At 64.7% G+C, this 26,324-nt stretch carries 29 protein-coding genes and 1 pseudogene; 1 reads left to right on the plus strand and 29 read right to left on the minus strand.

What is annotated here, in order from left to right:
• Positions 1-86: 86 nt before the first annotated feature.
• The 25 genes from rplO to rpsL all read right to left on the minus strand — a co-directional run bounded on the left by rplO (position 87) and on the right by rpsL (position 14,017).
• Positions 87-572 carry a 50S ribosomal protein L15 gene (rplO, locus tag SR870_RS08230; protein WP_322517506.1) on the minus strand — a complete coding sequence of 162 codons (486 nt, stop codon included), beginning with the start codon at positions 570-572 and terminating at the stop codon, positions 87-89.
• A 12-nt stretch (positions 573-584) separates the two neighbouring features.
• Positions 585-779 carry a 50S ribosomal protein L30 gene (rpmD, locus tag SR870_RS08235; protein ID WP_011441203.1) on the minus strand — a complete coding sequence of 65 codons (195 nt, stop codon included), beginning with the start codon at positions 777-779 and terminating at the stop codon, positions 585-587.
• A gap of 56 nt (positions 780-835) precedes the next feature.
• Complete coding sequence (gene rpsE / locus SR870_RS08240; protein WP_322517507.1) at positions 836-1,411, minus strand: 30S ribosomal protein S5; 576 nt, start codon at positions 1,409-1,411, stop codon at positions 836-838.
• 60 nt (positions 1,412-1,471) lie between these two features.
• On the minus strand, positions 1,472-1,834 hold the full coding sequence (gene rplR / locus SR870_RS08245; RefSeq protein WP_322517508.1) for a 50S ribosomal protein L18: 363 nt from the start codon (positions 1,832-1,834) through the stop codon (positions 1,472-1,474).
• 11 nt (positions 1,835-1,845) lie between these two features.
• Positions 1,846-2,379 (minus strand): 50S ribosomal protein L6, encoded by a 534-nt coding sequence (gene rplF, locus SR870_RS08250; RefSeq protein ID WP_322517509.1) that lies wholly within the window; start codon positions 2,377-2,379, stop codon positions 1,846-1,848.
• Between the two features lie 112 nt (positions 2,380-2,491).
• Positions 2,492-2,890 carry a 30S ribosomal protein S8 gene (gene rpsH / locus SR870_RS08255; RefSeq protein WP_322517510.1) on the minus strand — a complete coding sequence of 133 codons (399 nt, stop codon included), beginning with the start codon at positions 2,888-2,890 and terminating at the stop codon, positions 2,492-2,494.
• A 12-nt stretch (positions 2,891-2,902) separates the two neighbouring features.
• Complete coding sequence (rpsN, locus tag SR870_RS08260) at positions 2,903-3,208, minus strand: 30S ribosomal protein S14 (protein WP_011441198.1); 306 nt, start codon at positions 3,206-3,208, stop codon at positions 2,903-2,905.
• Between the two features lie 57 nt (positions 3,209-3,265).
• Complete coding sequence (rplE, locus tag SR870_RS08265; RefSeq protein ID WP_322517511.1) at positions 3,266-3,823, minus strand: 50S ribosomal protein L5; 558 nt, start codon at positions 3,821-3,823, stop codon at positions 3,266-3,268.
• Positions 3,816-4,130 (minus strand): 50S ribosomal protein L24, encoded by a 315-nt coding sequence (rplX, locus tag SR870_RS08270; RefSeq protein WP_011441196.1) that lies wholly within the window; start codon positions 4,128-4,130, stop codon positions 3,816-3,818. The genes rplE and rplX overlap by 8 nt, the downstream gene beginning before the upstream one ends.
• On the minus strand, positions 4,130-4,498 hold the full coding sequence (rplN, locus tag SR870_RS08275) for a 50S ribosomal protein L14 (protein ID WP_011441195.1): 369 nt from the start codon (positions 4,496-4,498) through the stop codon (positions 4,130-4,132). Before rplN ends, rplX begins: the two co-directional genes overlap by 1 nt.
• A gap of 60 nt (positions 4,499-4,558) precedes the next feature.
• Positions 4,559-4,807 (minus strand): 30S ribosomal protein S17, encoded by a 249-nt coding sequence (rpsQ, locus tag SR870_RS08280; protein ID WP_011441194.1) that lies wholly within the window; start codon positions 4,805-4,807, stop codon positions 4,559-4,561.
• 11 nt (positions 4,808-4,818) lie between these two features.
• Positions 4,819-5,028 carry a 50S ribosomal protein L29 gene (gene rpmC, locus SR870_RS08285; RefSeq protein WP_011441193.1) on the minus strand — a complete coding sequence of 70 codons (210 nt, stop codon included), beginning with the start codon at positions 5,026-5,028 and terminating at the stop codon, positions 4,819-4,821.
• 5 nt (positions 5,029-5,033) lie between these two features.
• Entirely contained in the window at positions 5,034-5,447 is a 414-nt protein-coding gene (rplP, locus tag SR870_RS08290) for a 50S ribosomal protein L16 (protein ID WP_119857377.1), read from the minus strand.
• A 33-nt stretch (positions 5,448-5,480) separates the two neighbouring features.
• The gene (gene rpsC, locus SR870_RS08295) at positions 5,481-6,179 is read right to left on the minus strand and encodes a 30S ribosomal protein S3 (protein WP_322517512.1); all 699 of its coding nucleotides are present in this window, start codon (positions 6,177-6,179) and stop codon (positions 5,481-5,483) included.
• A gap of 23 nt (positions 6,180-6,202) precedes the next feature.
• A complete protein-coding gene (gene rplV / locus SR870_RS08300) occupies positions 6,203-6,589 on the minus strand; it encodes a 50S ribosomal protein L22 (protein WP_011441190.1) in 387 nt (128 codons plus the stop codon).
• A 10-nt stretch (positions 6,590-6,599) separates the two neighbouring features.
• Positions 6,600-6,878: a 30S ribosomal protein S19 gene (rpsS, locus tag SR870_RS08305; protein ID WP_011441189.1), complete on the minus strand. Its 279-nt coding sequence runs from the start codon at positions 6,876-6,878 to the stop codon at positions 6,600-6,602.
• Positions 6,879-6,889: 11 nt separating this feature from the next.
• Positions 6,890-7,726 (minus strand): 50S ribosomal protein L2, encoded by an 837-nt coding sequence (gene rplB / locus SR870_RS08310; RefSeq protein ID WP_322517513.1) that lies wholly within the window; start codon positions 7,724-7,726, stop codon positions 6,890-6,892.
• 13 nt (positions 7,727-7,739) lie between these two features.
• Positions 7,740-8,039 (minus strand): 50S ribosomal protein L23, encoded by a 300-nt coding sequence (locus tag SR870_RS08315; RefSeq protein WP_322517514.1) that lies wholly within the window; start codon positions 8,037-8,039, stop codon positions 7,740-7,742.
• Complete coding sequence (rplD, locus tag SR870_RS08320) at positions 8,036-8,656, minus strand: 50S ribosomal protein L4 (protein WP_322517515.1); 621 nt, start codon at positions 8,654-8,656, stop codon at positions 8,036-8,038. Before rplD ends, SR870_RS08315 begins: the two co-directional genes overlap by 4 nt.
• A 1-nt stretch (position 8,657) precedes the next feature.
• Positions 8,658-9,383, minus strand: coding sequence for a 50S ribosomal protein L3 (gene rplC, locus SR870_RS08325; RefSeq protein WP_322517516.1), 726 nt, complete (start codon positions 9,381-9,383; stop codon positions 8,658-8,660).
• A gap of 50 nt (positions 9,384-9,433) precedes the next feature.
• Entirely contained in the window at positions 9,434-9,742 is a 309-nt protein-coding gene (rpsJ, locus tag SR870_RS08330) for a 30S ribosomal protein S10 (RefSeq protein WP_002712302.1), read from the minus strand.
• Between the two features lie 84 nt (positions 9,743-9,826).
• Entirely contained in the window at positions 9,827-11,017 is a 1,191-nt protein-coding gene (gene tuf, locus SR870_RS08335) for an elongation factor Tu (protein WP_322517517.1), read from the minus strand.
• Positions 11,018-11,056: 39 nt separating this feature from the next.
• Positions 11,057-13,129, minus strand: coding sequence for an elongation factor G (gene fusA / locus SR870_RS08340; RefSeq protein WP_322517518.1), 2,073 nt, complete (start codon positions 13,127-13,129; stop codon positions 11,057-11,059).
• 30 nt (positions 13,130-13,159) lie between these two features.
• Positions 13,160-13,630: a 30S ribosomal protein S7 gene (gene rpsG / locus SR870_RS08345; protein WP_322517519.1), complete on the minus strand. Its 471-nt coding sequence runs from the start codon at positions 13,628-13,630 to the stop codon at positions 13,160-13,162.
• Positions 13,631-13,645: 15 nt separating this feature from the next.
• Positions 13,646-14,017, minus strand: coding sequence for a 30S ribosomal protein S12 (gene rpsL / locus SR870_RS08350; RefSeq protein ID WP_011441182.1), 372 nt, complete (start codon positions 14,015-14,017; stop codon positions 13,646-13,648).
• Positions 14,018-14,895: 878 nt separating this feature from the next.
• Between rpsL and SR870_RS08355 the strand changes: the two are divergent.
• Positions 14,896-15,761: pseudogene (locus SR870_RS08355) on the plus strand (hypothetical protein).
• A gap of 63 nt (positions 15,762-15,824) precedes the next feature.
• Here SR870_RS08355 and SR870_RS08360 read toward each other — a convergent pair.
• The 4 genes from SR870_RS08360 to rpoC form a co-directional block, all read right to left on the minus strand.
• Positions 15,825-16,955 carry a hypothetical protein gene (locus SR870_RS08360; RefSeq protein WP_322517520.1) on the minus strand — a complete coding sequence of 377 codons (1,131 nt, stop codon included), beginning with the start codon at positions 16,953-16,955 and terminating at the stop codon, positions 15,825-15,827.
• Positions 16,956-17,420: 465 nt separating this feature from the next.
• Positions 17,421-19,538 carry an ABC transporter ATP-binding protein gene (locus tag SR870_RS08365; RefSeq protein WP_322517521.1) on the minus strand — a complete coding sequence of 706 codons (2,118 nt, stop codon included), beginning with the start codon at positions 19,536-19,538 and terminating at the stop codon, positions 17,421-17,423.
• 127 nt (positions 19,539-19,665) lie between these two features.
• Positions 19,666-21,726, minus strand: a complete 2,061-nt coding sequence (locus SR870_RS08370; RefSeq protein WP_322517522.1) for an FAD-dependent oxidoreductase — start codon at positions 21,724-21,726, stop codon at positions 19,666-19,668.
• A 301-nt stretch (positions 21,727-22,027) separates the two neighbouring features.
• Positions 22,028-26,230: a DNA-directed RNA polymerase subunit beta' gene (gene rpoC / locus SR870_RS08375; RefSeq protein WP_322517523.1), complete on the minus strand. Its 4,203-nt coding sequence runs from the start codon at positions 26,228-26,230 to the stop codon at positions 22,028-22,030.
• Positions 26,231-26,324: the final 94 nt, after the last annotated feature.

Below are 26,324 nucleotides of genomic sequence, written 5' to 3' on the forward strand. Positions count from 1 at the left end.
CGGGCATCAATTTGGTGCGCGACTGTCGTCAATTCCACTGCCGCCGGCAAGGCCGGCGCCCGCTTTCGCGGGCGATGACGGCAATGTTACGCAGCCTCGCCTTCGTCCTTCTTCGGCGCCAGGATCTTCACCGTGCCGCCGGCCTTCTCGACCGCCTCGATCGCCGATTTGGTGGCGCCGTGGACTTCGATGGTGAGCTTCGACTTGAGCTCGCCGCGGCCGAGCAGCCGCACGCCGTCGCGCGAACGCCGCAGCACGCCGGCCGCGACCAGCGATTCGGCGTTGATCACCGCGCCGGCATCGATCGTCTTGGCGTCGATCGCATCCTGCAGCCGGTCGAGATTGATCTCGGCGAATTCCAGCCGGAAGATGTTGTTGAAGCCACGCTTCGGCAGGCGCCGATGCAGCGGCATCTGGCCGCCTTCGAAGCCCTTGATGCGCACGCCGGAGCGCGCGGTCTGGCCCTTGCCGCCACGGCCGCCGGTCTTGCCTTTGCCGGAGCCGATACCGCGGCCGATGCGCATGCGCTTCTTGCGTGCGCCGGGATTGTCGGAAATCTCGCTGAGCTTCATCGCCCTGCCCTCTTACTTCTCGTCGACGACGCGAACGAGGTGTTGCACCTTGGCGATCATGCCGCGAACTTCAGGCGTATCCTGAAGCTCGGTGACCCGGCCGATCTTGTTGAGCTTGAGGCCGACCAGCGTCGCGCGCTGCGAGTGATGGCGGCGGATTGGGCTGCCGATCTGCTCGACCTTGATCATGTTTGCGGCGTTGGCCATCGTCTTCACTCCGGATCGCGTCTTGTCTCTGTCAGCGTGATCGCGCGATCACGCCGTTATTCGGCAACCACTTCCGCATCGCCGCCGACGCGGCGGGCCTGCAGGGTGGAAACCTTGATGTTGCGGCGCGCTGCGACCGCACGCGGCGAATCGAGGTGCTTCAGCGCGTCGAAGGTGGCGCGAACCATGTTGTACGGGTTCGACGAGCCGATCGACTTCGCCACCACGTCTTGGATGCCGAGCGTCTCGAACACCGCGCGCATCGGGCCGCCGGCGATGATGCCGGTACCGGCCGGAGCGGCGCGCAGATAGACGCGGCCGGCGCCGTGACGGCCGGCGATGTCGTGATGCAGCGTGCGGCCGTCGCGCAGCGCCACCCGGGTCAGGTTGCGCTTCGCCGCTTCGGTCGCCTTGCGGATCGCTTCCGGCACTTCGCGCGCCTTGCCGTGGCCGAAACCGACCCGGCCCTTCTGGTCGCCGATCACGACCAGCGCTGCGAAACCGAAACGCTTACCGCCCTTCACGACCTTCGCCACACGGTTGATGTGGACGAGCTTGTCGACGAACTCGCTGTCGCGCTCCTCGCGATCCCTGCTCCGTTCGCGTCCACCGCGTTCGCGTTCAGCTGCCATGGTGTTTTCCAATCTCTGCGAGGCTGTCGCCCCGATCCTTGTATCCGTTCAAACCGAAACTTAGAAGCTCAGGCCGCTCTCGCGGGCCGCATCCGCCAGCGCCTTGACGCGGCCGTGATACAGATAGCCGCCGCGATCGAACACGACTTCCTTGACGCCCTGCTTCACCGCGCGCTCCGCGAGCAGCTTGCCGACCGCCTTCGCCGCGTCGATGTTCGCGCCGGTGTTGCCGGCCTCGCGCAGCGACTTTTCCAGCGACGACGCCGAGGCGAGCGTCTCGCCCTTCAGATCGTCGATCACCTGGGCGTAGATGTGCTTCGACGAGCGGAACACCGACAGCCGCGGGCGGCCGTTGGCGGTGCGCCGCAGGGCGATCCGGACCCGAGTCTTGCGCCGGGCATTCGTGACATTCAACTTCGACATGACCGGCTCCGTTACTTCTTCTTGCCTTCCTTGCGGAAGATGAACTCGTCAGAATAGCGCACGCCCTTGCCCTTGTAGGGCTCCGGCGGACGATAGTCGCGGATCTCGGCCGCGACCTGCCCGACCTTCTGCGAGTCGATGCCGACGACGTTGATCTCGGTCGGCTTCGGCACCGTGATGGTGATCCCTTCCGGGATGTCGTAGAGCACGTCGTGGCTGTAGCCGAGCGCGAGCTGCAGCTTCTTGCCCTGCAGTGCGGCACGATAGCCGACGCCGGTGATCTCGAGCTTCTTCTCGAAGCCCTTGGTGACGCCTTCCACCAGGTTCGCGATCTGGGCGCGCGCAGTGCCGTACAACGCCTGAGCGCGATTCGTCTCGAACCGCGGCGCCACCTTCACCGAACCGTCCTCGAACTTGACGTCGACGTCGTCGTGCACGACGAACTGAAGCTGACCCTTCGGCCCCTTCATCTTGACGGTCTGACCCTCGACGGACGCCGTCACCCCGGACGGGACCGTGACGGGCTTCTTGCCAACGCGTGACATGGTCGATCCTTCCTAACCAAACATCCTCCGGCGTAACGACGCCGCGGAAGATGCGCCAATTTCCGTTGTCTCGGCGCGTCCCGACCGCCTCGTGCGGCGGATCGCGCTTCGCTCAGAACACCGTGAACAGAACCTCGCCGCCGACATTGGCGTCGCGGGCGTCGTGATCGGCCATGATCCCCTTCGGGGTCGACAGCACCGAGATGCCGAGGCCGTTGTTGACGCGCGGCAAGTTCTTGACCGACGCGTAGACCCGGCGACCGGGGCGCGACACGCGCTCGATCTCGCGGATCACGGGCTCGCCGTCGAAATATTTCAGCTCGATCTCGAGCTCGCTGCGCCCCGAGGAATGCTCGACGCTGGCGTAGCCGCGGATGTAGCCCTCGCTCTTCAGCACTTCGAGCACGCTGGCGCGCATCTTCGAGCCGGGAGTCGAGACCTTGGACTTCGAACGCATCTGCGCGTTGCGGATGCGGGTGATGAGATCGCTGATCGGATCGTGCGTAGACATCTCCGCCCCTCCTTACCAGCTCGACTTGACGAGGCCGGGAACCAGGCCCTTCGAGCCCAGATCGCGGATCGCGATACGGCTGAGCTTGTTCAGGCGGTAGACCGAGCGCGCGCGGCCGGTGATCTCGCAGCGGTTGCGGATCCGGGTGGCCGACGAATTGCGCGGCATCTCGGCGAGCTTCAGGGTCGCCGCGAAACGCTCCTCCATCGGGAGGTCCTTGTCGGCGATGATGGCCTTCAGACGCGCGCGCTTCGGCGCCGCGTTCTTGGTCATCTTCTTCCGACGATTGTTCTTCTCGATCGAACTCTTCTTTGCCATGCCAGGCTCCTGGGTTTCCGCGTTTGAGAGGCAGATCAGCTCGGGGCTGTCAGCGTCTCACTGCCGGAACGGGAAATTGAATGCGGTGAGCAACGCGCGCGCTTCGTCGTCAGTCTGCGCGGTGGTGCACACCGTGATGTCCATGCCCCACGACTCGCCGGTCTTGTCGAAGTCGATTTCGGGGAAAATGATGTGCTCCTTGATGCCGAGCGAATAGTTGCCGCGGCCGTCGAAGCTCTTCGGGTTCAGGCCGCGGAAGTCGCGGACGCGCGGCAGCGCGACCGTGATCAGGCGGTCGATGAACTCGTACATCTTCGCCTTGCGCAGCGTCACCTTGCAGCCGATCGGCTGGTTCTCGCGCAGCTTGAAGGTCGAGATCGCCACCCGCGAATAGGTCACGACCGCCTTCTGGCCGGCGATCAGCGCCATGTCGGCGGCCGCCTGCTCCGCCTTCTTGCGGTCGTTGACGGCCTCGCCGACGCCCATGTTCAGCACGACCTTGTCGAGCCTGGGAACCTGCATGACGTTGCCGTAGCCGAACTTCTCAGTCAGCTGGGTGCGGATGCTGTTGTCGTATTCCGTGCGAAGGCGCGGAACGTATGCGGTCTCAGCCATCGATCTCTGCTCCCGAGCTCTTGGCGATGCGAACCTTCTTGCCGTCCGCCAGGATCTTGAAACCGACCCGGGTCGGTTTGCCGTCCTTGCCGACGATCGCGATGTTGGACAGGTCGATCGGCGCCTCTTTCGAGATGATGCCGCCTTCCTGGGATTGGGTCTGCTTCTGGTGACGCTTGACGATGTTGATGCCGCGAACCAGCGCCACACCGGCGGCCGGACGGACCTCGAATACCTCGCCGGTGCGACCCTTGTCGCGCCCGCTCAGCACCATCACCTTGTCGCCCTTACGAATCTTGGCGGCCATCACAGCACCTCCGGTGCCAGCGAAATGATCTTCATGTGGTTCTTCGCACGCAGCTCGCGCGGCACCGGCCCGAAGATACGGGTCCCGACCGGCTCGGACTGATTGTTGATCAGCACGGCGGCGTTGCGATCGAAGCGGATGACGGAGCCGTCGGGGCGGCGGATGTCCTTGCGGACCCGGACCACCACGGCCTTCATGACGTCGCCCTTCTTCACCTTGCCGCGCGGAATCGCTTCCTTGATCGACACCACGATGACGTCGCCCACGGTGGCATAGCGGCGCTTGGAGCCCCCGAGCACCTTGATGCACATGACACGGCGTGCGCCTGAATTATCGGCCACGTCGAGGTTGGTCTGCATCTGGATCATTGATGCACCTCGTCCTCTCTCTAATGCGCTGACGCGCTCTCAACTGACGCGCGAATGCGCTTAGGCGGTCTTCTTGGGTTCGCCCCGGACAACCGTCCAGCGCTTCAACTTGGAGATCGGCTTGCTCTCCTCGATCCACACCATGTCGCCCGGATGGAACTGATCGTTCTCATCGTGCGCGTGGTAGTTCTTCGAGCGCCGGATAGTCTTCTTGTAGATCGGGTGGGTGAAGCGACGGTCGACGCGCACCACCACGGTCTTGGCTTGCTTGTCGCTGACGACCACGCCCTGCAGGGTCCTCTTCGGCATCTCTGTGGTCCTTACTTCGTCTTGCCGGCGCGCTTCTGCGCGGCGATGGTCTTGATCCGGGCGATGTCGCGCCGGGCTTCGCGCAGCCGCGAGGTGTCCTCGAGCTGGCCGGTGGCGCGCTGGAAGCGCAGGTTGAAGCGCTCCTTCTTCAGATTGAGGATCGCGTCGTCCATCTGGTCTTCGCTCATCGCGCGGATGTCGCCGCTCTTCATCTCAGCCATTACAGTCACTCCGCGATGCGCGCGACGAAGCGCGTCTTGATCGGCAGCTTGGCGGCGGCCAGCGTCAGCGCCTCCTTGGCGAGCTGCTGGTTGACGCCGTCGATCTCGAACATCACCCGGCCGGGCTTGACGCGGGCGACCCACAATTCCGGCGCGCCCTTGCCGGAGCCCATGCGGACTTCGGCGGGCTTCTTCGACACCGGAACGTCCGGGAAGATCCGGATCCAGACGCGGCCGGCGCGCTTCATGTGGCGGGTCAGCGCACGCCGGGCGGCTTCGATCTGGCGCGCGGTGACGCGCTCCGGCTCCATCGCCTTCAACCCGAACTGGCCGAACGCCAAGGTAGCGCCCGACGACGCAACGCCGTGGATGCGGCCCTTGTGCGCCTTGCGGAACTTGGTCTTCTTTGGTTGCATCATGGCTTACGCCCTCAAACCTTATTCAGCAGAAGATCAGGCAGCGTCGCGGCGCGGGCGGGAATTGTCGCCTTCGGCCATACGCTTGTCCTGCGCCATCGGATCGTGTTCGAGGATCTCGCCCTTGAAGATCCACACCTTGACGCCACAGGTGCCGAAGGTGGTGAACGCGGTCGCGACGCCGTAATCGATGTCGGCGCGCAGCGTGTGCAGCGGAACGCGACCTTCGCGATACCACTCCATACGCGCGATTTCGGCGCCGCCGAGACGGCCCGAGCAGTTGATCCGGATGCCCTCGGCGCCGAGACGCATCGCCGACTGCACCGCCCGCTTCATCGCGCGGCGGAACGCGACGCGGCGCTCGAGCTGCTGCGCGATCGACTCGGCGACCAGCGTGGCGTCGAGCTCCGGCTTGCGGATTTCGACGATGTTGATGACGACGTCCGACGCGGTGATGTCGGCGACCTTCTTGCGCAGCTTGTCGATGTCGGCGCCCTTCTTGCCGATCACGACGCCCGGGCGCGCGGAGTGGATCGTCACCCGGCACTTCTTGTGCGGGCGCTCGATCACGATGCGCGCCACCGCAGCCTGCTTCAATTCCTTGTGCAGGATCGCGCGGATCTTGACGTCCTCGTGCAGCAGCTTGCCGTATTCGTTCTTGCCGGCGTACCAACGGGAATCCCACGTCCGGTTGATGCCCAGCCGCAGCCCGATCGGATTGATCTTTTGACCCATCGAAAGTCTCCCGCGCCCTGGCTTTAAGCGCTTGCTTCGGCTTCGACCTGACGAACGACGATCGTCAGCTGCGCGAATGGTTTCAGAATACGGCCCGAGCGACCACGGCCGCGCGGCGAGAAGCGCTTCATCACGATGCCCTTGCCGACATGGGCCTCGGAGACGACCAGCGCGTCGACGTCGAGGTCGTGGTTGTTCTCGGCATTGGCGATCGCCGATTCCAGGCACTTCTTGACGTCGACCGCGATCCGCTTGCGCGAGAACTGCAGGTCGGCCAGCGCCGCCGCGGCCTTGCGGCCACGGATCAGCTGAGCGACCAGATTGAGCTTCTGCGGGCTGACGCGAAGCATCCGGGCGACGGCCTTGGCCTCGTTATCGGGGAGGACCCGTTCGCGCTTGGGTTTGCTCATGGCTTAGTCCTCAACCCTTCTTCGACTTCTTGTCGCCGGAATGGCCGTGGAACGTGCGGGTCGGCGAGAACTCGCCGAACTTGTGACCCACCATTTCCTCGTTGATCGCCACCGGGACGTGCTTCTGGCCGTTGTAGACGCCGAAAGTCAGCCCGACGAACTGCGGCAGGATGGTGGAGCGGCGGCTCCAGATCTTGATGACGTCGTGACGGCCCGACGCACGCGCGGCATCCGCCTTCTTCAGCAGCGAGCCCTCGACGAACGGGCCCTTCCAGACTGAGCGAACCATGTCCGGCTTCCTTACTTCTTCTTCCGCTTGTGGCGGCTGATGAGAATGAACTTGTCGGTCGACTTGTTCGAGCGGGTCTTCTTGCCCTTGGTCGGCTTGCCCCACGGAGTGACCGGGTGGCGGCCGCCCGAGGTGCGGCCTTCGCCGCCGCCGTGCGGATGGTCGATCGGGTTCATCACGACGCCGCGGTTATGCGGACGCCAGCCGAGCCAGCGCGTGCGCCCGGCCTTGCCGATCGAGATGTTCATGTGGTCCGGGTTCGACACCGCACCGATGGTGGCGGTGCAGCGGCCGTGGACCAGGCGCTGCTCGCCCGAATTGAGGCGAACGATGACGTAGTCGTGGTCGCGCCCGACGAGCTGGGCGTAGGTGCCGGCCGAACGCGCGATCTGCCCGCCCTTGCCGATCTTCAGCTCGACATTGTGGATGATCGTGCCGATCGGCATGTTGCCGAGCGGCATGACGTTGCCCGGCTTCACGTCGACATAGGAGCCGGCGATCACGGTGTCGCCGACCGCAAGACGCTGCGGCGCCAGGATGTAGGCCTGCTCGCCGTCCTCGTACTTGATCAGCGCGATGAAGGCGGTGCGGTTCGGATCGTATTCAAGCCGCTCGACCTTGGCCGGAACGTCGACCTTGGTGCGCTTGAAGTCGACCACGCGATAGGTCTTCTTGTGGCCGCCGCCGCGGAATCGAACGGTGATCCGGCCGGTGTTGTTGCGGCCGCCCTTCGAGTGCTTGCCCTCGGTGAGCGTCTTGACCGGCTTGCCCTTGTAGAGCGCCGAACGATCGACCATCACCAGCTGGCGCTGGCCCGGCGTCGTAGGATTGTATTTTTTCAATGCCATGGTCGGTCCCGCCTTACAGTCCGGTGGTCACGTCGATGCGGTGACCCTCTTCCAGGGTCACGACCGCGCGCTTGACGTCCGACTGCGTGCCGAAGGTGCCGCGGAAGGACTTCGACTTGCCCTTACGCACCAGCGTGTTCACGCTCTTCACCTTGACGTCGAACAGCTTCTCGACGGCTTCCTTGATCTGCGGCTTGGTGGCGTCGCCCAGAACCTTGAACACAACCTTGTTGTGCTCGGAGGCCATGGTCGCCTTTTCGGTCACCACCGGAGCGACGATCACGTCGTAGTGGCGCGGATCGATGGATTTCATTTGAAGCGCGCCTCCAACGCATCGACCGCCGCCTTCGTCAGAACCAGCTTCCGACGGCGCACAATATCGTAGACGTTGATGCCCTGGACGGGCAGCACGTCGATGTTCGGGATGTTGCGGGCCGCCGTGGCGAACCCGGTATTGACCTCGGCGCCGTCGATGATCAGCGCGTTGGTCAGGCCGAGGCCCGAGAACGCACCGACCAGAGCCTTGGTCTTGGCGGCTTCGAGCTCGGCCTTGTCGATCACGATCAGTCCGCCGCCCTTGGCCTTGGCCGACAGCGCATGACGCAGCGCCAGAGCCCGGACCTTCTTCGGCAGATCAATGGCGTGCGAACGCACCACCGGACCGAACGCACGGCCACCGCCGCGGAACTGCGGCACGCGCTGCGAACCGTGACGAGCACCGCCGGTGCCCTTCTGCTTGTACATCTTCTTGCCGGTGCGCCAGATCTCGGCGCGACCCTTGGCCTTGTGGGTTCCGGCCTGGCGCTTTGCGAGCTGCCAGATCACGCAACGCTGGACGATGTCCTGGCGCGGCTCGAGACCGAAGATGGCGTCGGAGAGCTGGACCGAGCCGGCTTCCTGACCTTCGAGAGTGGTGACTTTCAATTCCATCTCACACACCCTCCTGCTCGGCAGCCGGAGCCGCTGCTTCATCGCCGCCATCGGCGAGCCGGAACTTGCCCGGCTTCGGCGCGTCGGCCGGCAGCGCCTTCTTGACGGCGTCGCGCACCGCGATCCATCCGCCCTTGGAGCCGGGAACGGCGCCCTCGACCAGGATCAGACCGCGCTCGACGTCGAGCTGCACCACACGCAGGTTCAGCGTGGTGATGCGATCGACGCCCATGTGACCGGGCATCTTCTTGTTCTTGAAGGTCTTGCCCGGGTCCTGACGGCCACCGGTCGAACCGATCGAACGATGCGACACCGACACACCGTGCGTGGCGCGAAGACCGCCGAAATTCCAGCGCTTCATGCCGCCGGCGAAACCCTTGCCGACCGAAGTGCCGGTGACGTCGACGAACTGGCCGACGACGAAGTGATCGGCCTGGATCTCGGCGCCGACCGGGATCAGCGCGTCCTCGGACACGCGGAACTCGGCGACCTTGCGCTTCGGCTCGACCTTGGCGACGGCGAACTGGCCGCGCTCCGCCTTCGGCATGTAAACGGTCTTGCGCGCACCCGAACCGAGCTGCAGCGCGACGTAGCCGTTCTTCTCGGTGGTGCGATGGGCGAGCACCTGGCAGTTGCCCAGCTTCAGCACGGTCACAGGGATATGTTCGCCGGTCTCCGTAAAGACCCGCGTCATCCCGACCTTCTGTGCGATCACTCCGGAGCGCATCGGCGTGCTTCCTGTTCTTTCTGTCCGTTAAGTAACCGGACGGTCCAATCTCAGAGCTTGATTTCGACGTCGACGCCGGCAGCCAGGTCGAGCTTCATCAGCGCATCGACGGTCTGCGGGGTCGGGTCTACGATGTCGAGGAGGCGCTTGTGAGTGCGCATCTCGAACTGCTCGCGGCTCTTCTTGTCGACGTGCGGCGAACGGTTGACGGTGAACTTCTCGATCCGGGTCGGCAGCGGGATCGGCCCGCGCACCTGCGCACCGGTTCGCTTCGCGGTGTTGACGATCTCACGCGTCGACGTATCGAGAATCCGATGGTCAAACGCCTTGAGGCGAATGCGAATATTCTGGCCGTTCATTGCCGTATCTTTCTTCAGTGAGCCAATGGTGAGTAGTGAGCGGCGGACAGGTCCCTGCCCGCCACTCTCTATTCCCTATTCGCCTTACTCGATGATCGAGGCCACCACGCCGGCGCCGACGGTGCGGCCGCCTTCGCGGATGGCGAAGCGCAGCTTCTCTTCCATGGCGATCGGCACGATCAGGTGCACTTCCATCGCGATGTTGTCGCCCGGCATCACCATCTCGGTGCCTTCCGGCAGATGCACGACGCCGGTGACGTCGGTGGTGCGGAAGTAGAACTGCGGACGATAGTTGGTGAAGAACGGGGTGTGACGTCCGCCCTCTTCCTTCGTCAGAATGTAGGCCTCGGCCTTGAACTTGGTGTGCGGCTTCACCGAACCCGGCTTGCACAGCACCTGGCCGCGCTCGACGTCCTCGCGCTTGGTGCCGCGCAGCAGGCAGCCGATGTTGTCGCCGGCCTGGCCCTGATCGAGCAGCTTGCGGAACATTTCGACGCCGGTGCAGGTCGTCTTCTGGGTGTCGCGGATGCCGACGATCTCGATTTCCTCGCCGACCTTGACGATGCCGCGCTCGACGCGACCGGTCACCACCGTGCCGCGGCCCGAGATCGAGAACACGTCTTCGACCGGCATCAGGAACGGCTGGTCGATCGGGCGCTCCGGCTGCGGAATGTAGGCGTCGACCGCCTTCATCAGCTCCAGGATCGCGTCGTGGCCGAGCTTCTGGTCGGAGTTCTCGAGGGCGGCCAGCGCCGAACCCTTGATGATCGGAATGTCATCGCCCGGGAAGTCGTACTTGGAGAGAAGTTCGCGAACTTCCATTTCCACCAGTTCGAGCAGCTCCGGATCGTCGACCATGTCGCACTTGTTCAGGAACACGACCAGCGCCGGAACGCCGACCTGACGCGCCAGCAGGATGTGCTCGCGGGTCTGCGGCATCGGGCCGTCGGCTGCCGACACCACCAGGATGCCGCCGTCCATCTGCGCCGCACCGGTGATCATGTTCTTGACGTAGTCGGCGTGGCCCGGGCAGTCGACATGCGCGTAGTGGCGGTTCTGCGTCTCGTATTCGACGTGAGCCGTCGAGATCGTGATGCCACGCGCCTTCTCTTCCGGCGCCTTGTCGATCTGGTCGTAGGCCGTGAACGTCGCGCCGCCGGTCTCCGCCAGAACCTTGGTGATCGCCGCCGTCAGCGACGTCTTGCCATGGTCGACGTGACCGATCGTCCCAATGTTGCAGTGCGGCTTGTTTCGTTCAAACTTTGCTTTGGCCATCGTTCTTCTCCGTTCAGTCGCAGCTTACGCCGGCGACAATCAGGCAAACTTCTTCTGGACTTCCGCCGACACGTTTGCCGGGGCTTCCGCGTAGTGGTCGAACTGCATCGTGAAGGTCGCGCGACCCTGGCTCATCGAGCGCAGGTTGTTCACGTAACCGAACATGTTCATGAGCGGCACCATCGCGTTGATGACGTTGGCGTTGCCGCGCATGTCCTGGCCCTGGATCTGGCCGCGCCGCGAGTTGAGGTCGCCGATCACCGAACCGGTGTAGTCTTCCGGGGTGACGCATTCGACCTTCATGATCGGCTCGAGCAGAACCGACTTGCCCTTCTGCAGCGCTTCGCGGAAGGCGGCCCGCGAGGCGATTTCGAAGGCCAGCGCCGACGAGTCGACGTCGTGATACTTGCCGTCGACCAGCGTCACCTTGACGTCGACCACCGGGAAGCCCGCGACCACGCCGGAGCCGAGCACGCTCTCGATGCCCTTCTCGACGCCGGGGATGTATTCCTTCGGAACCGAACCGCCGACGACCTTGGAGATGAACTCGTAGCCGGCGCCGGGCTCGTTCGGCTCGACGATGAAGCTCACCGCCGCGAACTGACCGGTACCGCCGGTCTGCTTCTTGTGGGTGTAGTCGACCTCGGCCTTCTTGGTGATACGCTCACGGAACGCCACCTGCGGCGCGCCGATATTCGCATCGACCTTGTAGGTGCGCTTCAGGATGTCGACCTTGATGTCGAGATGCAGTTCGCCCATCCCCTTGAGGATGGTCTGACCGGATTCGAGATCGGTGGACACCCGGAACGACGGATCTTCAGCCGCGAGCTTCGCCAGCGCGACGCCGAGCCTCTCCTGGTCGGCCTTCGACTTCGGCTCGATCGCGATCTCGATCACCGGCTCCGGGAATTCCATCTTTTCGAGGATCACGGGCTTCGCGGGATCGCACAGCGTGTCGCCGGTGCGCGCTTCCTTGAGGCCGGCCAGCGCGACGATGTCGCCGGCATAGGCTTCCTTGATGTCTTCGCGGTTGTTGGCGTGCATCAGCAGCATGCGGCCGATGCGCTCCTTCTTCTCGCGGGTCGAGTTCACCACGCCGGTGCCGCTCTGCAGAACGCCGGAATAGATGCGGCAGAAGGTGATGGTGCCGACGAACGGATCGTCCATGATCTTGAACGCGAGCAGCGCCAGCGGCTCGCTGTCGTCCGCCTTGCGCACGACTTCGTTGCCGTCCTCGTCGATGCCCTTGATCGCCGGCACGTCGACCGGCGACGGCAGATAGTCGACCACGGCGTCGAGCAGCGGCTGCACGCCCTTGTTCTTGAACGCCGAACCGCACAGCACCGGATAGAACGCGCCGTTCAGCACCGCCTTGCGGATCAGCCGCTTCAGCGTCGCCTCGTCGGGCTCTTTGCCGTCGAGATAGGCGGCCATGGCGTCGTCGTCGAGCTCGACGGCGGCCTCGATCATCTTCTCGCGATATTCCTTGGCCTGCTCGAGCAGATCTTCCGGAATGTCGGTGTCTTCGAACTTGGCGCCGAGCGATTCATCGTTCCACACCACGGCCTTCATGCGGACCAGATCGATCAGGCCCTTGAAGTTGTTCTCCGAGCCGATCGGCAGCTGGATCGCCACCGGCTTGGCGCCGAGGCGGTCGACGATGTCCTGCAGGCACTTGAAGAAGTCGGCGCCGGTCTTGTCCATCTTGTTGGCGAAGACGATGCGCGGAACCCGATACTTGTCGCCCTGACGCCAGACCGTCTCGGTCTGCGGCTCGACGCCCTGGTTGCTGTCGAGCACGCATACCGCGCCGTCGAGCACGCGCAGCGAACGCTCGACTTCAATGGTGAAGTCGACGTGGCCGGGAGTGTCGATGATGTTGAGGCGCTTGCCGTTCCAGAACGCGGTGGTGGCGGCGGAGGTGATCGTGATGCCCCGCTCCTGCTCCTGCGTCATCCAGTCCATCGTCGCGGCACCTTCGTGCACTTCGCCGATCTTGTGGCTCTTGCCGGTGTAGAACAGGATGCGCTCGGTCGTCGTGGTCTTGCCGGCATCGATGTGAGCCATGATGCCGAAGTTGCGGTAGTCCTCGATGGCGTGAACGCGGGGCATGACGTCTTCCTTGATTCCGTTGCTTCGCCGTTACCAGCGATAGTGCGAGAACGCGCGGTTGGCTTCCGCCATCTTGTGCACGTCTTCACGCTTCTTGACGGCGTTGCCGCGATTGTTCGAGGCGTCGAGCAGTTCCGCCGACAGCCGCTCGGTCATGGTCTTCTCGTTGCGACCGCGGGCCGCCGTGATCAGCCAGCGAATGCCCAGCGCCTGGCGCCGGGTGCTGCGGACTTCGACCGGCACCTGGTAGGTGGCGCCGCCGACGCGGCGGGAGCGGACCTCGATGGCCGGCATGACGTTTTCGAGCGCCTGCTCGAACACGCCCAGCGGCGGCTGCTTGGTCTTGGCCTCGATGAGGTCGAGCGCACCATAGACGATGCCCTCGGCGACCGACTTCTTGCCGGCATACATCACCGAATTCATGAACTTCGTGACCACGATGTTCCCGAACTTCGGATCCGGAAGAACTTCGCGCTTTTCAGCCGCATGACGACGAGACATGATTCAGTTTCCCGCTTACTTCGGACGCTTCGCGCCGTACTTCGAACGACGCTGCTTACGGTTCTTGACGCCCTGGGTATCGAGGACGCCGCGGAGAATGTGGTAGCGCACGCCGGGCAAATCCTTGACGCGACCGCCGCGGATCATGACCACCGAGTGCTCCTGAAGGTTGTGGCCTTCACCCGGAATGTAACCGATCACCTCGAAGCCGTTGGTCAGCCGAACCTTGGCGACCTTACGGAGAGCCGAGTTCGGCTTCTTCGGCGTCGTGGTGTAGACGCGGGTGCACACGCCGCGCTTCTGCGGCGACTGCTGGAGCGCCGGAACCTTCTTGCGCGACTTCTGCACAACGCGCGGACGTGCGATCAGCTGGTTGATCGTCGGCATCTTCGCCTTCACCCTTAGCTTCACGCGAAACCTTTATGGGGCCTCGCAAAATTCGTTCGGGGCACCCGCCCCAGCGGCCGCCTCGCAGGATCGGAGCAAGTCCGATCGCGCAAAGCGAAATCGCGCCAGCCACTCATTGCTGAGCGGAAAGCGCTTCCATGCAACAGAGGACCGCAGCAAAGTCCGGACAGCGTCTGCTGACCGGCCTCGTACCGAGGTCATGCTTCCAAAACAGTCCTCAGGAGATCGAAACTCCGGAGAACGATGAACGTCCTGGCATTGCCTGGCTTATAGAGACAGCGTTTGAGCGTCTTGGGTCGAGGTTGGTGCCCGAAGTCCGTGAAGACGTCCGGGTGGTCCGTTCCGACGTTGGCGAAGCTCACCGCCTGTCTTGAAGTGGCCGGGTTTTATCGGCGCAGGCCCCGCAAGTCAAGGCAAAACCGCGCATTCGCCGTCGTTCGGGGGCCGCGCGCCGGTCCACCCTCCGTTTGCGCGAAATGCCCGCCATATAAGGCTTTTCGAGGGGTCGCGGAGAGCGGAGAAAGCGTGCTTCGGGGGACGCTGCGATGGCGCCCGGGCGCGCGATCCGGCGCGGGAAGCACCGGTTTCGGCAGAATCGGTCATGCAACCGTCGTATCCGCGCCCTGCAGGCAGCCCGAGTCGCGTTAACGATTCGTGACCGGCGATTTCCCCCGCTGTCCGGACTTGCCGCGGTCTCCCGCCATTGCAACCCGGCCGGCCGGCGTGCTTACTGATTCTGCCCGGCGGCGTTCCGATCGTGCCGGCGAGAGGGCGGCCGATCCGTGACAGCGTGGCGGAGCGATCAGGCGAGCAGGCGGCCCGCATCCGGCGCCAGCGCGCGGCATGCGGGCATCGCGGTGCGCGTGGCCGTGGCGACGCTGGTCGCGCTGCAGCTTCCCGCTTTCGCCTTCGCCGCGGATTCGGACGACGACGATGCCCCCGCCAAGCCCAGCGCGCCGCAAGTCTATCTCGATCTGCGCAGCTATTATTCGCGGGTTCCGGCCGGCGCGCTGTCGATCGGCTTCAGCCATCCCTCAGGGGTGCTGTCGCAATTGAGGTCGCTGGCCGCCCTGCCCGCGCCGTCGCTGCCGTCCAGCCAGGGCGTCGGGTTCGATGTGCCGCTGACGGTGGACGTCAACGACCAGGTCTCGCTGTATGGCGGCTTCAGCGCCACCGCCTCGAAGGCCGGCGATTTCGACTGGACCGCGGTCGCGATCACGAGCTGGAACGTCGGCGTTCAGGCCGACATCCATCAGCAGAACGGCGGCGCGATCCCGACGCTGACGCTGCAATCCACCCTGACCCGCGCGGTGCCGTCCGGGCCGCTGGCGACCACGTCGCTGAATACCATCCTGGAGGCGAGCTACGCGCTCGCGCCGACGAGACCCGCGGATTTCTCGCCGGCGTGCAATCGACGCTGACCGCGATCGACGCCGACCGCGCCGAGATCCGGCCCAACTGGGTCGGCTGGCTCGGCGGCTATTATCAATGGGAGAACAACTGGAAGGCGACGGGCCGCGCCGGCGTGCAGTCGTTCGGGGGCGCGCAGCTCCTCGCCCTGACGCCGATCGCGGCCTTCACCCAGCCGATCCTGCGGTTCGATCTCGACCGCATGGACGATAACGACAACCGCCTGTTCGGCGTCACCGCCCAGATCGCCTGGACGCCGAAGCCGGCCTATCAGCTCATCCTGCGGACGCCGCTGTATTTGACGAAGAACTGAAGGGCACGGACTCGCTCGGCACGGCCGGGGTGAGGAGATGCTTCGTTTGATTGATGAGGCGCGCTAGAATGAATACTCCACGCCGAACGTCATGCCTTGGAACAGCGTGCCGGAGCGGTGATTGACGCCCTGCGCGGTGACGCTGCTCGGCGTCGTCGAGGTCTGCTGAATCTGGCCCGGGGCAAGCGCGACGCCGTCTAACCACAGCGCCGCGTAGCCGAGCTTGAGCGCGGCGGCCTCGGTGATGCGATATTTCGCCACCAGCCCACCCTCGGCGACGAACGCCGCGGCGCTGCTGGCAGCCTCTGCCGGATAGATCTGCTTCTGCATGCTCACCAGCGTGAGCTGCCTGGCACGATTGTCGTACACGCCGGCCTTGATCGTTGCGTCGAGGGAGAAGCGGCCGGCTTCCCAGAGCGCTGCATTGGCGCCGATCTGAATGCCGTAGAGATCGTTGGTGGTCTCGGTCGTCCAGAACGGAGGATTGGCGACGATCGGACTGCCGGCGACCGGCACCGCATCCGACAGCCGGCTCGGAATGGTGAACTTCCACATCGGCTGGCCCAGATCGGCCGGATCGAGCGTGCCTTCGAGCCTGTCGCGCAATTGCAGCCAGCGAACGCCCGCCAGCAATGTGACGCGTGGCGACAGCTCCAGCCGGGCATTGGCCTCGAGGCTGTGCAGGCGGGTGTCGCTCTGCCACACCATCGACTGGTAGGCGTAGTCCTGGGTCTGCCAGAACGTGCCGGGGGCCTTCATCACCAGCCATTGCCCCGGGTTCTCGGGCCCGGTGGCCTTGGCGACCTTCAGCCCGAGCACACCAAAATACGACAGCTCGGCGCCGATGCCGGACGGATCGCGATATGCGAGGCCGAGCTTCTGTCCGGCTGCGAGACGCTGGCCGAGCTGGCCGCTGTTCAGGGCTTCGACGCCGGGGACGTTGGTGGTGTTCGGGCCGGTGGGCGTCCACCAGTACACGTCGCCGGGGACGAGCGACACCAGCGGCTGACGACCCGCGCCGGAGCGACCGAGAAACAGCGCTTCGGCGGAGACCGTCCAGCGCGGCGCGCTGATCGGCTGACGAGGCAACACCGGACGCGCGCGCAGCGAGCCGTCGTCGGCCTTGGCCGATGCCGCGGCCCGGGCGTTCAGGTCCTCGGCGGCCGCCGCGGACGGCAGCATCAGCGCAGCCATCGCCGCCAGCAGAGCCGCAGCGAACCAACGGCGTCGATCGCGCGTCGATGACCGGAATTCGGGCCGCGGTCGCGGTCGGGCCGCTGGAGCGCATCCGCAGACCGTCCCGTCCTGCTCGCTGTCAGTCCGACGCAACGCCATTGGCCGGATACTCTCGTCTCAGCCCCGTCGTCGCCGGAGCTGCTGCGACTGGTTACCGGCAGCCTGCGTTCGGTTCGCGTGCGATGCCGAATGCGAAGGTCCGAGCGCTTTGACGCAGACGGCCCCCCCATGGAGCACATCCTTGCATCGGCGAAGCCCGATTCGGAGCCTCGTGCGTCTACCTACTTCGATCGAGCAGATCGGAACTCGGCGCGCGATGGCCCCTGCCCGGCCCTTGCAGTCGCGAAGCGATCGACGCCGTGCATACCGATCGCCAGGATCGGCAGCCTGGGACCCGGGAGAGATCCGTCGATCCGTACCAGATCAATCCTCCTCGTCGTCGTCATCATCATCGTCGTCATTCCGGCTGCCGTGGCGGCCGTGGGTCTGGTCGTCCCACAGCTTGCGATAGACGCCGTCCTTGGCCAGCAGTTCCTTGTGCGAGCCGCGCTCGATCGCCTGGCCGTTGGAAATGACGATGATCTCGTCCATCCCGACCACCGAGGCGAGCCGGTGGGTCGAGAAGATCATGGTGCGGCCGCGCGCCAGCTTCAGCAGCGTCTTGTTGATCGCGGCTTCGGTGGTCTGGTCGAGCGCAGAGGTCGCCTCGTCGAGCAGCAGCACCGCCGGATCCCGCACGATCGCGCGGGCGATCGCGAGGCGCTGGCGCTGGCCGCCGGACAGCGTGTCGCCGCGCTCGCCGACCTGGGTGTCGTATTTGTCCGGGAGGCTCATGATGTAGCGGTGGATCTCGGCCTTCTTCGCCGCCGCGACCACCTCGGCGTCGGTGGCGCCCTCCTTGCCGAGCCGGATGTTCTCGCGGATCGACATGTTGAACAGCATGTTCTCCTGGAACACCACGGCCATGCTCTGCCGCAACGAATCCAGCGTCACCTTGCGGACGTCGACGCCGTCGATGCTGACGCGGCCCTCGTCGGGCTGATACAGCCGCAGGATCAGGTTGAGCAGCGTGCTCTTGCCCGAGCCGCTGGGGCCGACGATGGCGATGGTCTTGCCGGCCTGCAGCTCGAGGCTGAGATTGTCCAGCACCGGCCGCTCCGCGCCCTCATAGCCGAACGTCACCCGCTCGAACGCGATGTTGTCGGTGATGCGCGGCAGCTCGGCGGCGCCCGGCCGGTCGGCGATCGGGACCGGCTCGTCGAGCATTTCCTCCATGTGGCGAACCGCGGCGGCGGCCTGGATCGCGACCGGGATGAACTGCATCAGATGCGCGATGTTGTACGACACTTCCCAGAACGCGCTCTCGAAAGTGACGAAGGTGCCGACCGTGATCTGGCCCTTGGTGGCGAGATAGGCGCCGATCGCCAGCACCACGAGGTGCAGCAGCAGCACCGCGACGGTGACCGATCGCTCGACCATCGTGCGCAGGAACACCGCCTCGGCGATCTTGTTCCGCGTCGTGTTGTTGCGCAGCGTGAAGAAGCCGAACATCTTGCGCTGCAGGCTGAACGCCTTGACCACGGCCTGCGCGCCGACGCTCTCCTGCACCATGCCGAGCAGCCCGGCCTCCTGAACCTTCTGCTCGTAATTGGCCTTGACCGCCTTCGGCGTCAGGATGCGCGGGCCGATCAGCGTGATCGGGAAGATCAGGAGCGCGACCACGGCGAGCTGCCAGTTCAGGAACAGCATCAGGATGATGCCGGCGATCAGCTCGAGCAGCGGCAGCAGCGCGGTATTGGCGAAGATCTCGACCACGTTCTCGAACGCCGCCATGTCGATCGAGAACCGCGACAGCGTCTCGCCGCGCTTGGTGCGGGCGAAGTAGCCGGCCGGCAGGCGCTGGACGTGGTCGAACAGCCGGGTGCGCACGTCGCTGATCACCGCGGCGGCGAGCCGCGCGTCCCAGCGCTCGTACCAGATCGCCACGATCGACGTGATCACGCCGGCGACCGCGAGGATCGACAGGATCTTGTAGAGTTCCTGGAAGTCCTCCTCGCCGAGCGCGTCGTCGATCAGGAACTTCAGGCTGAGCGGCATGATGACGTTGAACAGGGTTTCGACGACGACGCCGAACACCACGATCGCGACCATCTTCCGGTAGTTCGGCAGGATCGGCCGCACTAACCGCGCCACCGTGGCGAGCGCGCCGGCGGCCTCGCGAGCGGTGAAGACGACGAGTTCCTCGTCGTCATCATCGTCGTCGTCCGCCGCTTCGTCCTCGTCGTCGTCATCATCATCGTCGTCGTCCGCCGCAGCCTTCGCGGGCGCCGGCGGCGTCTTGTCCTGGACGAGTTGCTTCAGCGGCGGCTTGGTGCCAGGAACCACGGCGGCGGTCTTGCCGACCGGCATCGCGAATTTCTCGTCGAGCGGCGACGCGGCGGCGTCGCCCTCGCCCGGTTTCGCGTCGGGAACGGCGGATTGATCAGCCGTCGGCGCGTCGGCCGGATCGGTCGGTGGCTTGGCAGGCGGCTTTCGGGCCATGTATCGAACCGGGGGTCGAACCGTGGATGGACGGCCAGCACGACCGCAATGACGAGCGCCGTGACTCGTGAGCCACGGCGTATCCTAAGGCGTATCCTAAGCTATCATCTCGAGGCCGGCAAAGCGCTCAGTCCTCGTCTTCGTCGTCGACCTTGTCGAAGAACGAATAGCGCAGGCTGTCGGCGTCGCCGTACCACTGGCCCGGGCCCTTGCCGGCCTTCAGGGTCGCTTCCCAGAGCTTGTCGCTCACGTCGTTGCGATGCATCGCCAGATCGAAGCCGTTGCTGAAGAACAGTTCCGACCACTCCCACCAGGTGCCGAGCTTCTTCACGCCGCGCAGCAGGTCGTAGCGGTCGATCACGCCCGGATCCATGTCGCTGGTCACCGAGCCGAACACCAGGCCGGTGCGCGTCACCCGATTCAGTTCGCGGATCGCCTTGACGACGCGACTGTCCGGGACGTGGCACAGGCTGGTCTCGAACACGATGTCGAACGAAGCGTCCTCGAACGGCAGATCGACGATCGAGCCGAACTGGTTGAACGGCTTCAGCGCCTCCGGCGTCCTGGCGAGGATGCCGCGGTTGTTGTCGACGCCCCAGGCGTCGATGCCGCGCTCGCGCAGCGCGCCGACCAGTTCGCCGCTGGCCGCGCCCGCGACCAGCAGTTTGACGCCCTGGGGCACGTCCCAGACCGTCCTGATCATCGCCAGCAGATAATCGGGGTCGGTGAACCGGCTCCAGACCTCGGCATACGGTCCCTGGTTGCGATAATTGGCGAAATACGACGCGTCGATCTTGTCGGACGCCGCATTGCCGGCGAGCGCGCGGGCGCGGCGCAGCTTCATCGTCTCGGTGACGATGATGTCGGTGGCGGCGTCGGAGGAATCCAGCAGGCCGTTCAGCGTCGAATCGAACAGATAGTCGCCGACCACGACGAAGCCCGGATGGTTCTTCGGCTCCGGCCGGTGATTGGTCATCACGTCGCGCGCCGGCAGGCCGCCGGGGATGCAGTTGACCGACGACAGCCAGCGATGGGTCTTTGATTCGAGAAAATGCTCGCGCGCGTCGCCGAACGCCGCCGGCAGCGACTTCAGCGCCAGGTCGGTCAGTTCGTCGTCGGTGAGGTTCGAGAACGCCAGCGCGTCGGAGCCTGCGACCAGGAAGTTCAGCACGCCGTATTTGCCGACGTCGTGGCGCGCGCCCTCGTTGTAGACGCAGCAGCCGCCGAACGCTTCCGACATGAACCACGCGCCGGGGATCTTGTCGCCCCAGAACGGGCCGTCGAACAAGAGCGAGATCCGCAGATAATGCGCGGGCCGGTCGAAATAGGCGACGTGCTTGACCATCGCCTTGCGGAGCTGTTCGTCGCCCCAGCCCAGCGTCGCGAGCCAGTTGTGCGGCAGGCACATCAGCACGAGATCGAAGTCGCGCGTCTCCGGCCCCTTGCCGTTCATCATGTTCAGCTCGTAGCGGCCGCTCTCGGTTTTGCCGACCTTGAGGATGCGGTGGTTGAGCTGGATCTCGGCGTCGACCTCGGAGCGCAGCCCCTCGATCAGTTGCTCGTTGCCGTTCTGGATCGAATACAGGCCGATATAGCCGTCGATATCCATCACGAAATTCTTCAGCGCGTTGAGGCCGTTGGTGTTGTGGCTCTCGGTGGCGATGTCGGACCGCGCCATCACCTTGAAGAAGCGCTTGGCGACCGGGTCGTCGATCTCCTTGTCGAGCAGTTGCTCGCAATTGGTCCAGGCCCAGGGATGTTCGTTGTCGTGCGCGCCGACGCCTTCGTAATATTCCAGCGGCGTCACCATCTCGCTGCAGGTCTTGCGGAAGGCGAGGATCGCGTCGGCGGTCTTGTCGCCGTATTTCCTGCGCATCCCCGGCACGTCGTCGAGCAATTCGCCGTCGAGCTGGACCTGTTCGGCGTCCATCGGAATCGTCTGCAGCCCGAAATGCTGCACCAGTTCGCGCAGCGGGTCCGGCCCGGTCATCGAGTAGTCGTACAATTCGGCGACGCCGGCCTCGTACAGCGCCGGCGCGGTGTCGAAGGTGCGCGACACGATCTTGCCGCCGAGCCGGTCGGACGCCTCGAAGATCGTCACCCGGCACATCGGTCCGAGCTTCTTTTTCAGATACCAGGCGCTCATCAGTCCGCCCGGGCCGCCACCAACGATCGCAAGGTCAAACATCTGGTTCTTTCAACACATCGGCGCAGGCCGTCCGGCCGCGCGCAGCCATACCCGATCCGCCCCGCCGGCGCACGGCAGACCGATTCTGTGCGAAAATCAGCTTATATTCAAAGACTTAACGCTGATTTTGGCGCGGAATCCGCGCTCCCGGAGCACGGATCGCATCGTTCATGAACAGCAAGGCGGCTTTCACCTGAAGGAAACATGAACGGACCGTAATGCGTAGCCCCAAAAGCCGGGCAGATGCAAAAAAGGCCGGCTTTCGCCGGCCTTCTTCAGATTGCATCGCAGCAGCGGCGCCTTACTCGACCGGCGGCAACGCCAGCGGTTCGGCTTCCGGCGCGGCGGGCGGCACGATGGTCGCCTGCTTCTCGCGTTCGTCGAGGATCATGCGATCCCGCTTCATCGCGACTTCGCGGATCTTGGCCATCGAGGCGCCGGTGCCCGCCGGGATCAGCCGGCCGACGATGACGTTTTCCTTGAGGCCTTCCAGCGGATCCACCTTGCCGTTGACGGCGGCTTCGGTGAGCACGCGGGTGGTCTCCTGGAACGACGCCGCCGAGAAGAACGAGCGGGTCTGCAGGCTCGCCTTGGTGATGCCGAGCAGAACCGGCGTTCCGGTGGCGATCTTCTTGCCCTCGTCGCGCGCCTTGGCGTTGAGCTGGTCGAACTCGATCTTGTCGATCTGTTCGCCCGAGATCATGTCGGTCTCGCCCTGGTCGGTGATCTCGACCTTCTGCAGCATCTGGCGAACGATCACCTCGATGTGCTTGTCGTTGATCAACACGCCCTGGAGCCGGTAGACCTCCTGGATTTCGTTGACCAGATAGGCCGCGAGTTCCTCGATGCCCTTGATCGCCAGGATGTCGTGCGGCGCCGGGTTGCCTTCGACGATGAAGTCGCCCTTTTCGACGATGTCGCCGTCCTGAAGGTGGATGTGCTTGCCCTTCGGGATCAGGTACTCGCGCGCCTCTTCTTCGCTGTCCATCGGTTCGATCGAGATCCGACGCTTGTTCTTGTAGTCGCGGCCGAACCGGATGGTGCCGGCGATTTCCGCGATGATGGCGGCGTCCTTCGGCTTGCGGGCCTCGAACAGTTCCGCGACGCGCGGCAGACCGCCGGTGATGTCGCGGGTCTTGGCGCTCTCGGTCGAGATACGCGCCAGGATGTCGCCCGGCTTCACCTTGGCGCCGACGTCGACCGACAGAATGGCGTCGACCGACAGCATGTAGCGGGCGTCGCCGCCGCGCGCCAGCTTCAGCACCTTGCCGTCCTTGCCCTTGACCACGATCGCCGGACGCAGATCCGCGCCGCCGCGGGTCGAGCGCCAGTCGATCACGATACGCTTGGCGATGCCGGTGGATTCGTCGAGCGTTTCCGAGATCGACTGATCCTCGATCAGATCCTCGAAATCGATCGTGCCTTCGACCTCGGTCAGCACCGGGCGGCTGTACGGATCCCATTCGGCGATGCGCTGGCCGCGCTTCACCATGTCGCCCTCGTCGACGTGCATGCGCGCGCCGTACTGGATGCGGTGGGTGGCCCGTTCGGTGCCGTCCGGATCGACGATCGCAATCACCATGTTGCGGACCATCGCGACGCTGTGGTTCTCGCCGTTGCGGGCGATCGCCTTGTTCTTGATGACGACCTTGCCCTCGAAGTTCGACTCGATCACCGACTGCTCGTTGATCTGCGCCGCACCGCCGATGTGGAAGGTACGCATCGTGAGCTGCGTGCCGGGTTCGCCGATCGACTGCGCGGCGATGACGCCGACCGCCTCGCCGTGGTTGACCGGCGTGCCGCGGGCGAGATCGCGCCCGTAGCAGCTACCGCAGATGCCGTTGACCAGTTCGCAGGTCAACGCCGAGCGGATCTTCACTTCCTGGACGCCGGCCTGGTGGATCGCTTCGATGTCGCGCTCCTCCATCAGTGCGCCCTTCTTGACGATCACCTCGTTGGTCTGCGGATCGCGCACGTCTTCGCCCGCGGTGCGGCCGAGGATGCGCGAGCCGAGCGACGCCACCACGGTGCCGGCGTCGATGATCGCCCGCATCTTGATGCCGAGCGAAGTGCCGCAATCATCCTGGGTGATGATGCAGTCCTGCGCCACGTCGACCAGACGGCGGGTCAGATAACCCGAGTTCGCGGTCTTCAACGCGGTGTCCGCGAGGCCCTTACGGGCGCCGTGGGTCGAGTTGAAGTATTCGAGAACCGAGAGACCTTCCTTGAAGTTCGAGATGATCGGCGTCTCGATGATCTCGCCCGACGGCTTGGCCATCAGGCCGCGCATACCGGCGAGCTGACGCATCTGGGCGGGCGAACCACGCGCGCCGGAATGGGCCATCATGTAGATCGAGTTGACCTGGGTCTCCGCGCCGGAGGCGTCCTTCCGGACCGCGGAGATCTCCTTCATCATCTCCTTGGCGATTTCCTCGGTGGCCTTCGACCAGGCGTCGACCACCTTGTTGTACTTCTCGCCGTGGGTGATCAGACCGTCGTTGTACTGCTGCTCGAAATCCTTCGCCAGCGTGCGCGTGGTGTCGACGATCTTCCACTTCGAGGCCGGCACGACCATGTCGTCCTTGCCGAAGGAAATGCCCGCCTTGAACGCGTTGAAGAAGCCCAGCGCCATGATCCGGTCGCAGAAGATCACCGTCTCCTTCTGACCGCAGTGGCGATAGACCTGATCGATCACGCTGGAGATCTCGCGCTTGGTCATCAGCTTGTTGATGACCTCGAACGGCAGCTTCACCGATTTCGGCAGAACCTGGCCGAGCAGGATGCGGCCGGCGGTGGTTTCGATCAGCCGCTGGTACGGCTTGCCCTCGTCGTCGAGCGAGTCCCAGCGATATTTGATCTTGGTGTGCAGGTGGATGACCTTGGAGTAGATCGCGTGCTCCAGCTCCGCGAGGTCGCCGAACACCTTGCCTTCGCCCGGCAGCCCTTCCCGCAGGATCGACAGATAGTACAGGCCGAGCACGATGTCCTGCGACGGCACGATGATCGGCTGGCCGTTCGCGGGATGCAGGATGTTGTTGGTCGACATCATCAGCACGCGCGCTTCGAGCTGCGCTTCGAGCGACAGCGGGACGTGCACGGCCATCTGGTCGCCATCGAAGTCGGCGTTGAACGCGGCGCAGACCAGCGGGTGAAGCTGGATCGCCTTGCCCTCGATCAGCACCGGCTCGAACGCCTGGATGCCCAGACGATGCAGCGTCGGGGCGCGGTTCAGCAGCACCGGATGCTCGCGGATCACCTCGTCGAGGATGTCCCAGACCTCGGGACGCTCCTTCTCGACCAGCTTCTTCGCCTGCTTCACGGTGGTCGACAGACCCTTGGCGTCGAGCCGCGAATAGATGAACGGCTTGAACAGTTCGAGCGCCATCTTCTTCGGCAGGCCGCACTGGTGCAGCTTGAGTTCCGGACCGACGACGATGACCGAACGGCCCGAATAGTCGACGCGCTTGCCGAGCAGGTTCTGACGGAACCGGCCCTGCTTGCCCTTCAGCATGTCGGCGAGCGACTTCAACGGACGCTTGTTGGCGCCGGTGATGACGCGGCCGCGGCGGCCGTTGTCGAACAATGCGTCGACGGCCTCCTGCAGCATCCGCTTTTCGTTGCGGATGATGATGTCCGGCGCGCGCAGCTCCATCAGCCGCTTCAAGCGGTTGTTACGGTTGATGACGCGGCGGTACAGGTCGTTCAGATCCGACGTCGCGAACCGGCCGCCGTCGAGCGGCACCAGCGGCCGCAGGTCCGGCGGGATCACCGGCACCACGGTCAGGATCATCCATTCCGGCTTGTTGCCGGAGAAGCGGAACGCCTCGACGATCTTCAGCCGCTTGGCGAGCTTCTTGTGCTTGATGTCGGAATCGGTCTCGGCCATCTCGACGCGCAGTTGCGCATCGATCTTCTCGAGCTCGAGCCCCTTCAGCAATTCGCGGATCGCTTCGGCGCCGATCATGGCGGTGAAGCTGTCCTGGCCGTACTCGTCCTGCGCGCGGAGATACTCTTCCTCCGACAGGAGCTGACGCTCCTTGAGCGCGGTCAGACCCGGCTCCAGCACGACGTAGTATTCGAAGTACAGAATCCGCTCGAGGTCCTTCAGCGTCATGTCGAGCAACTGCCCGATCCGCGACGGCAAGGACTTCAGGAACCAGATGTGGGCGACCGGCGCGGCCAGCTCGATGTGGCCCATGCGCTCGCGTCTGACGCGCGACAGCGTCACTTCGACCGAGCACTTCTCGCAGATGATGCCCTTGTACTTCATCCGCTTGTACTTGCCGCACAAGCACTCGTAGTCCTTGATCGGCCCGAAGATGCGGGCGCAGAACAGGCCGTCGCGCTCGGGCTTGAAGGTGCGGTAGTTGATGGTTTCCGGCTTCTTGATCTCGCCGTAGGACCACGACAGAATCTTCTCCGGCGACGCGATCGAGATCCGGATCTGGTCGAAGACCTGAGCCGGCGTCGTCGGATTGAACAGATTCATGATTTCTTGGTTCATCGTCTTCTCCTCGCGTACCGATCGTCACCGGCAGCAAATTCGAATTTCTCTGGTCGCTCCCGTCCGCGCGCAATGCGTCGGCGCGGCGGGGATG

This window comes from Rhodopseudomonas palustris (assembly GCF_034479375.1).
GTDB classification, from domain to species: domain Bacteria; phylum Pseudomonadota; class Alphaproteobacteria; order Rhizobiales; family Xanthobacteraceae; genus Rhodopseudomonas; species Rhodopseudomonas palustris_M.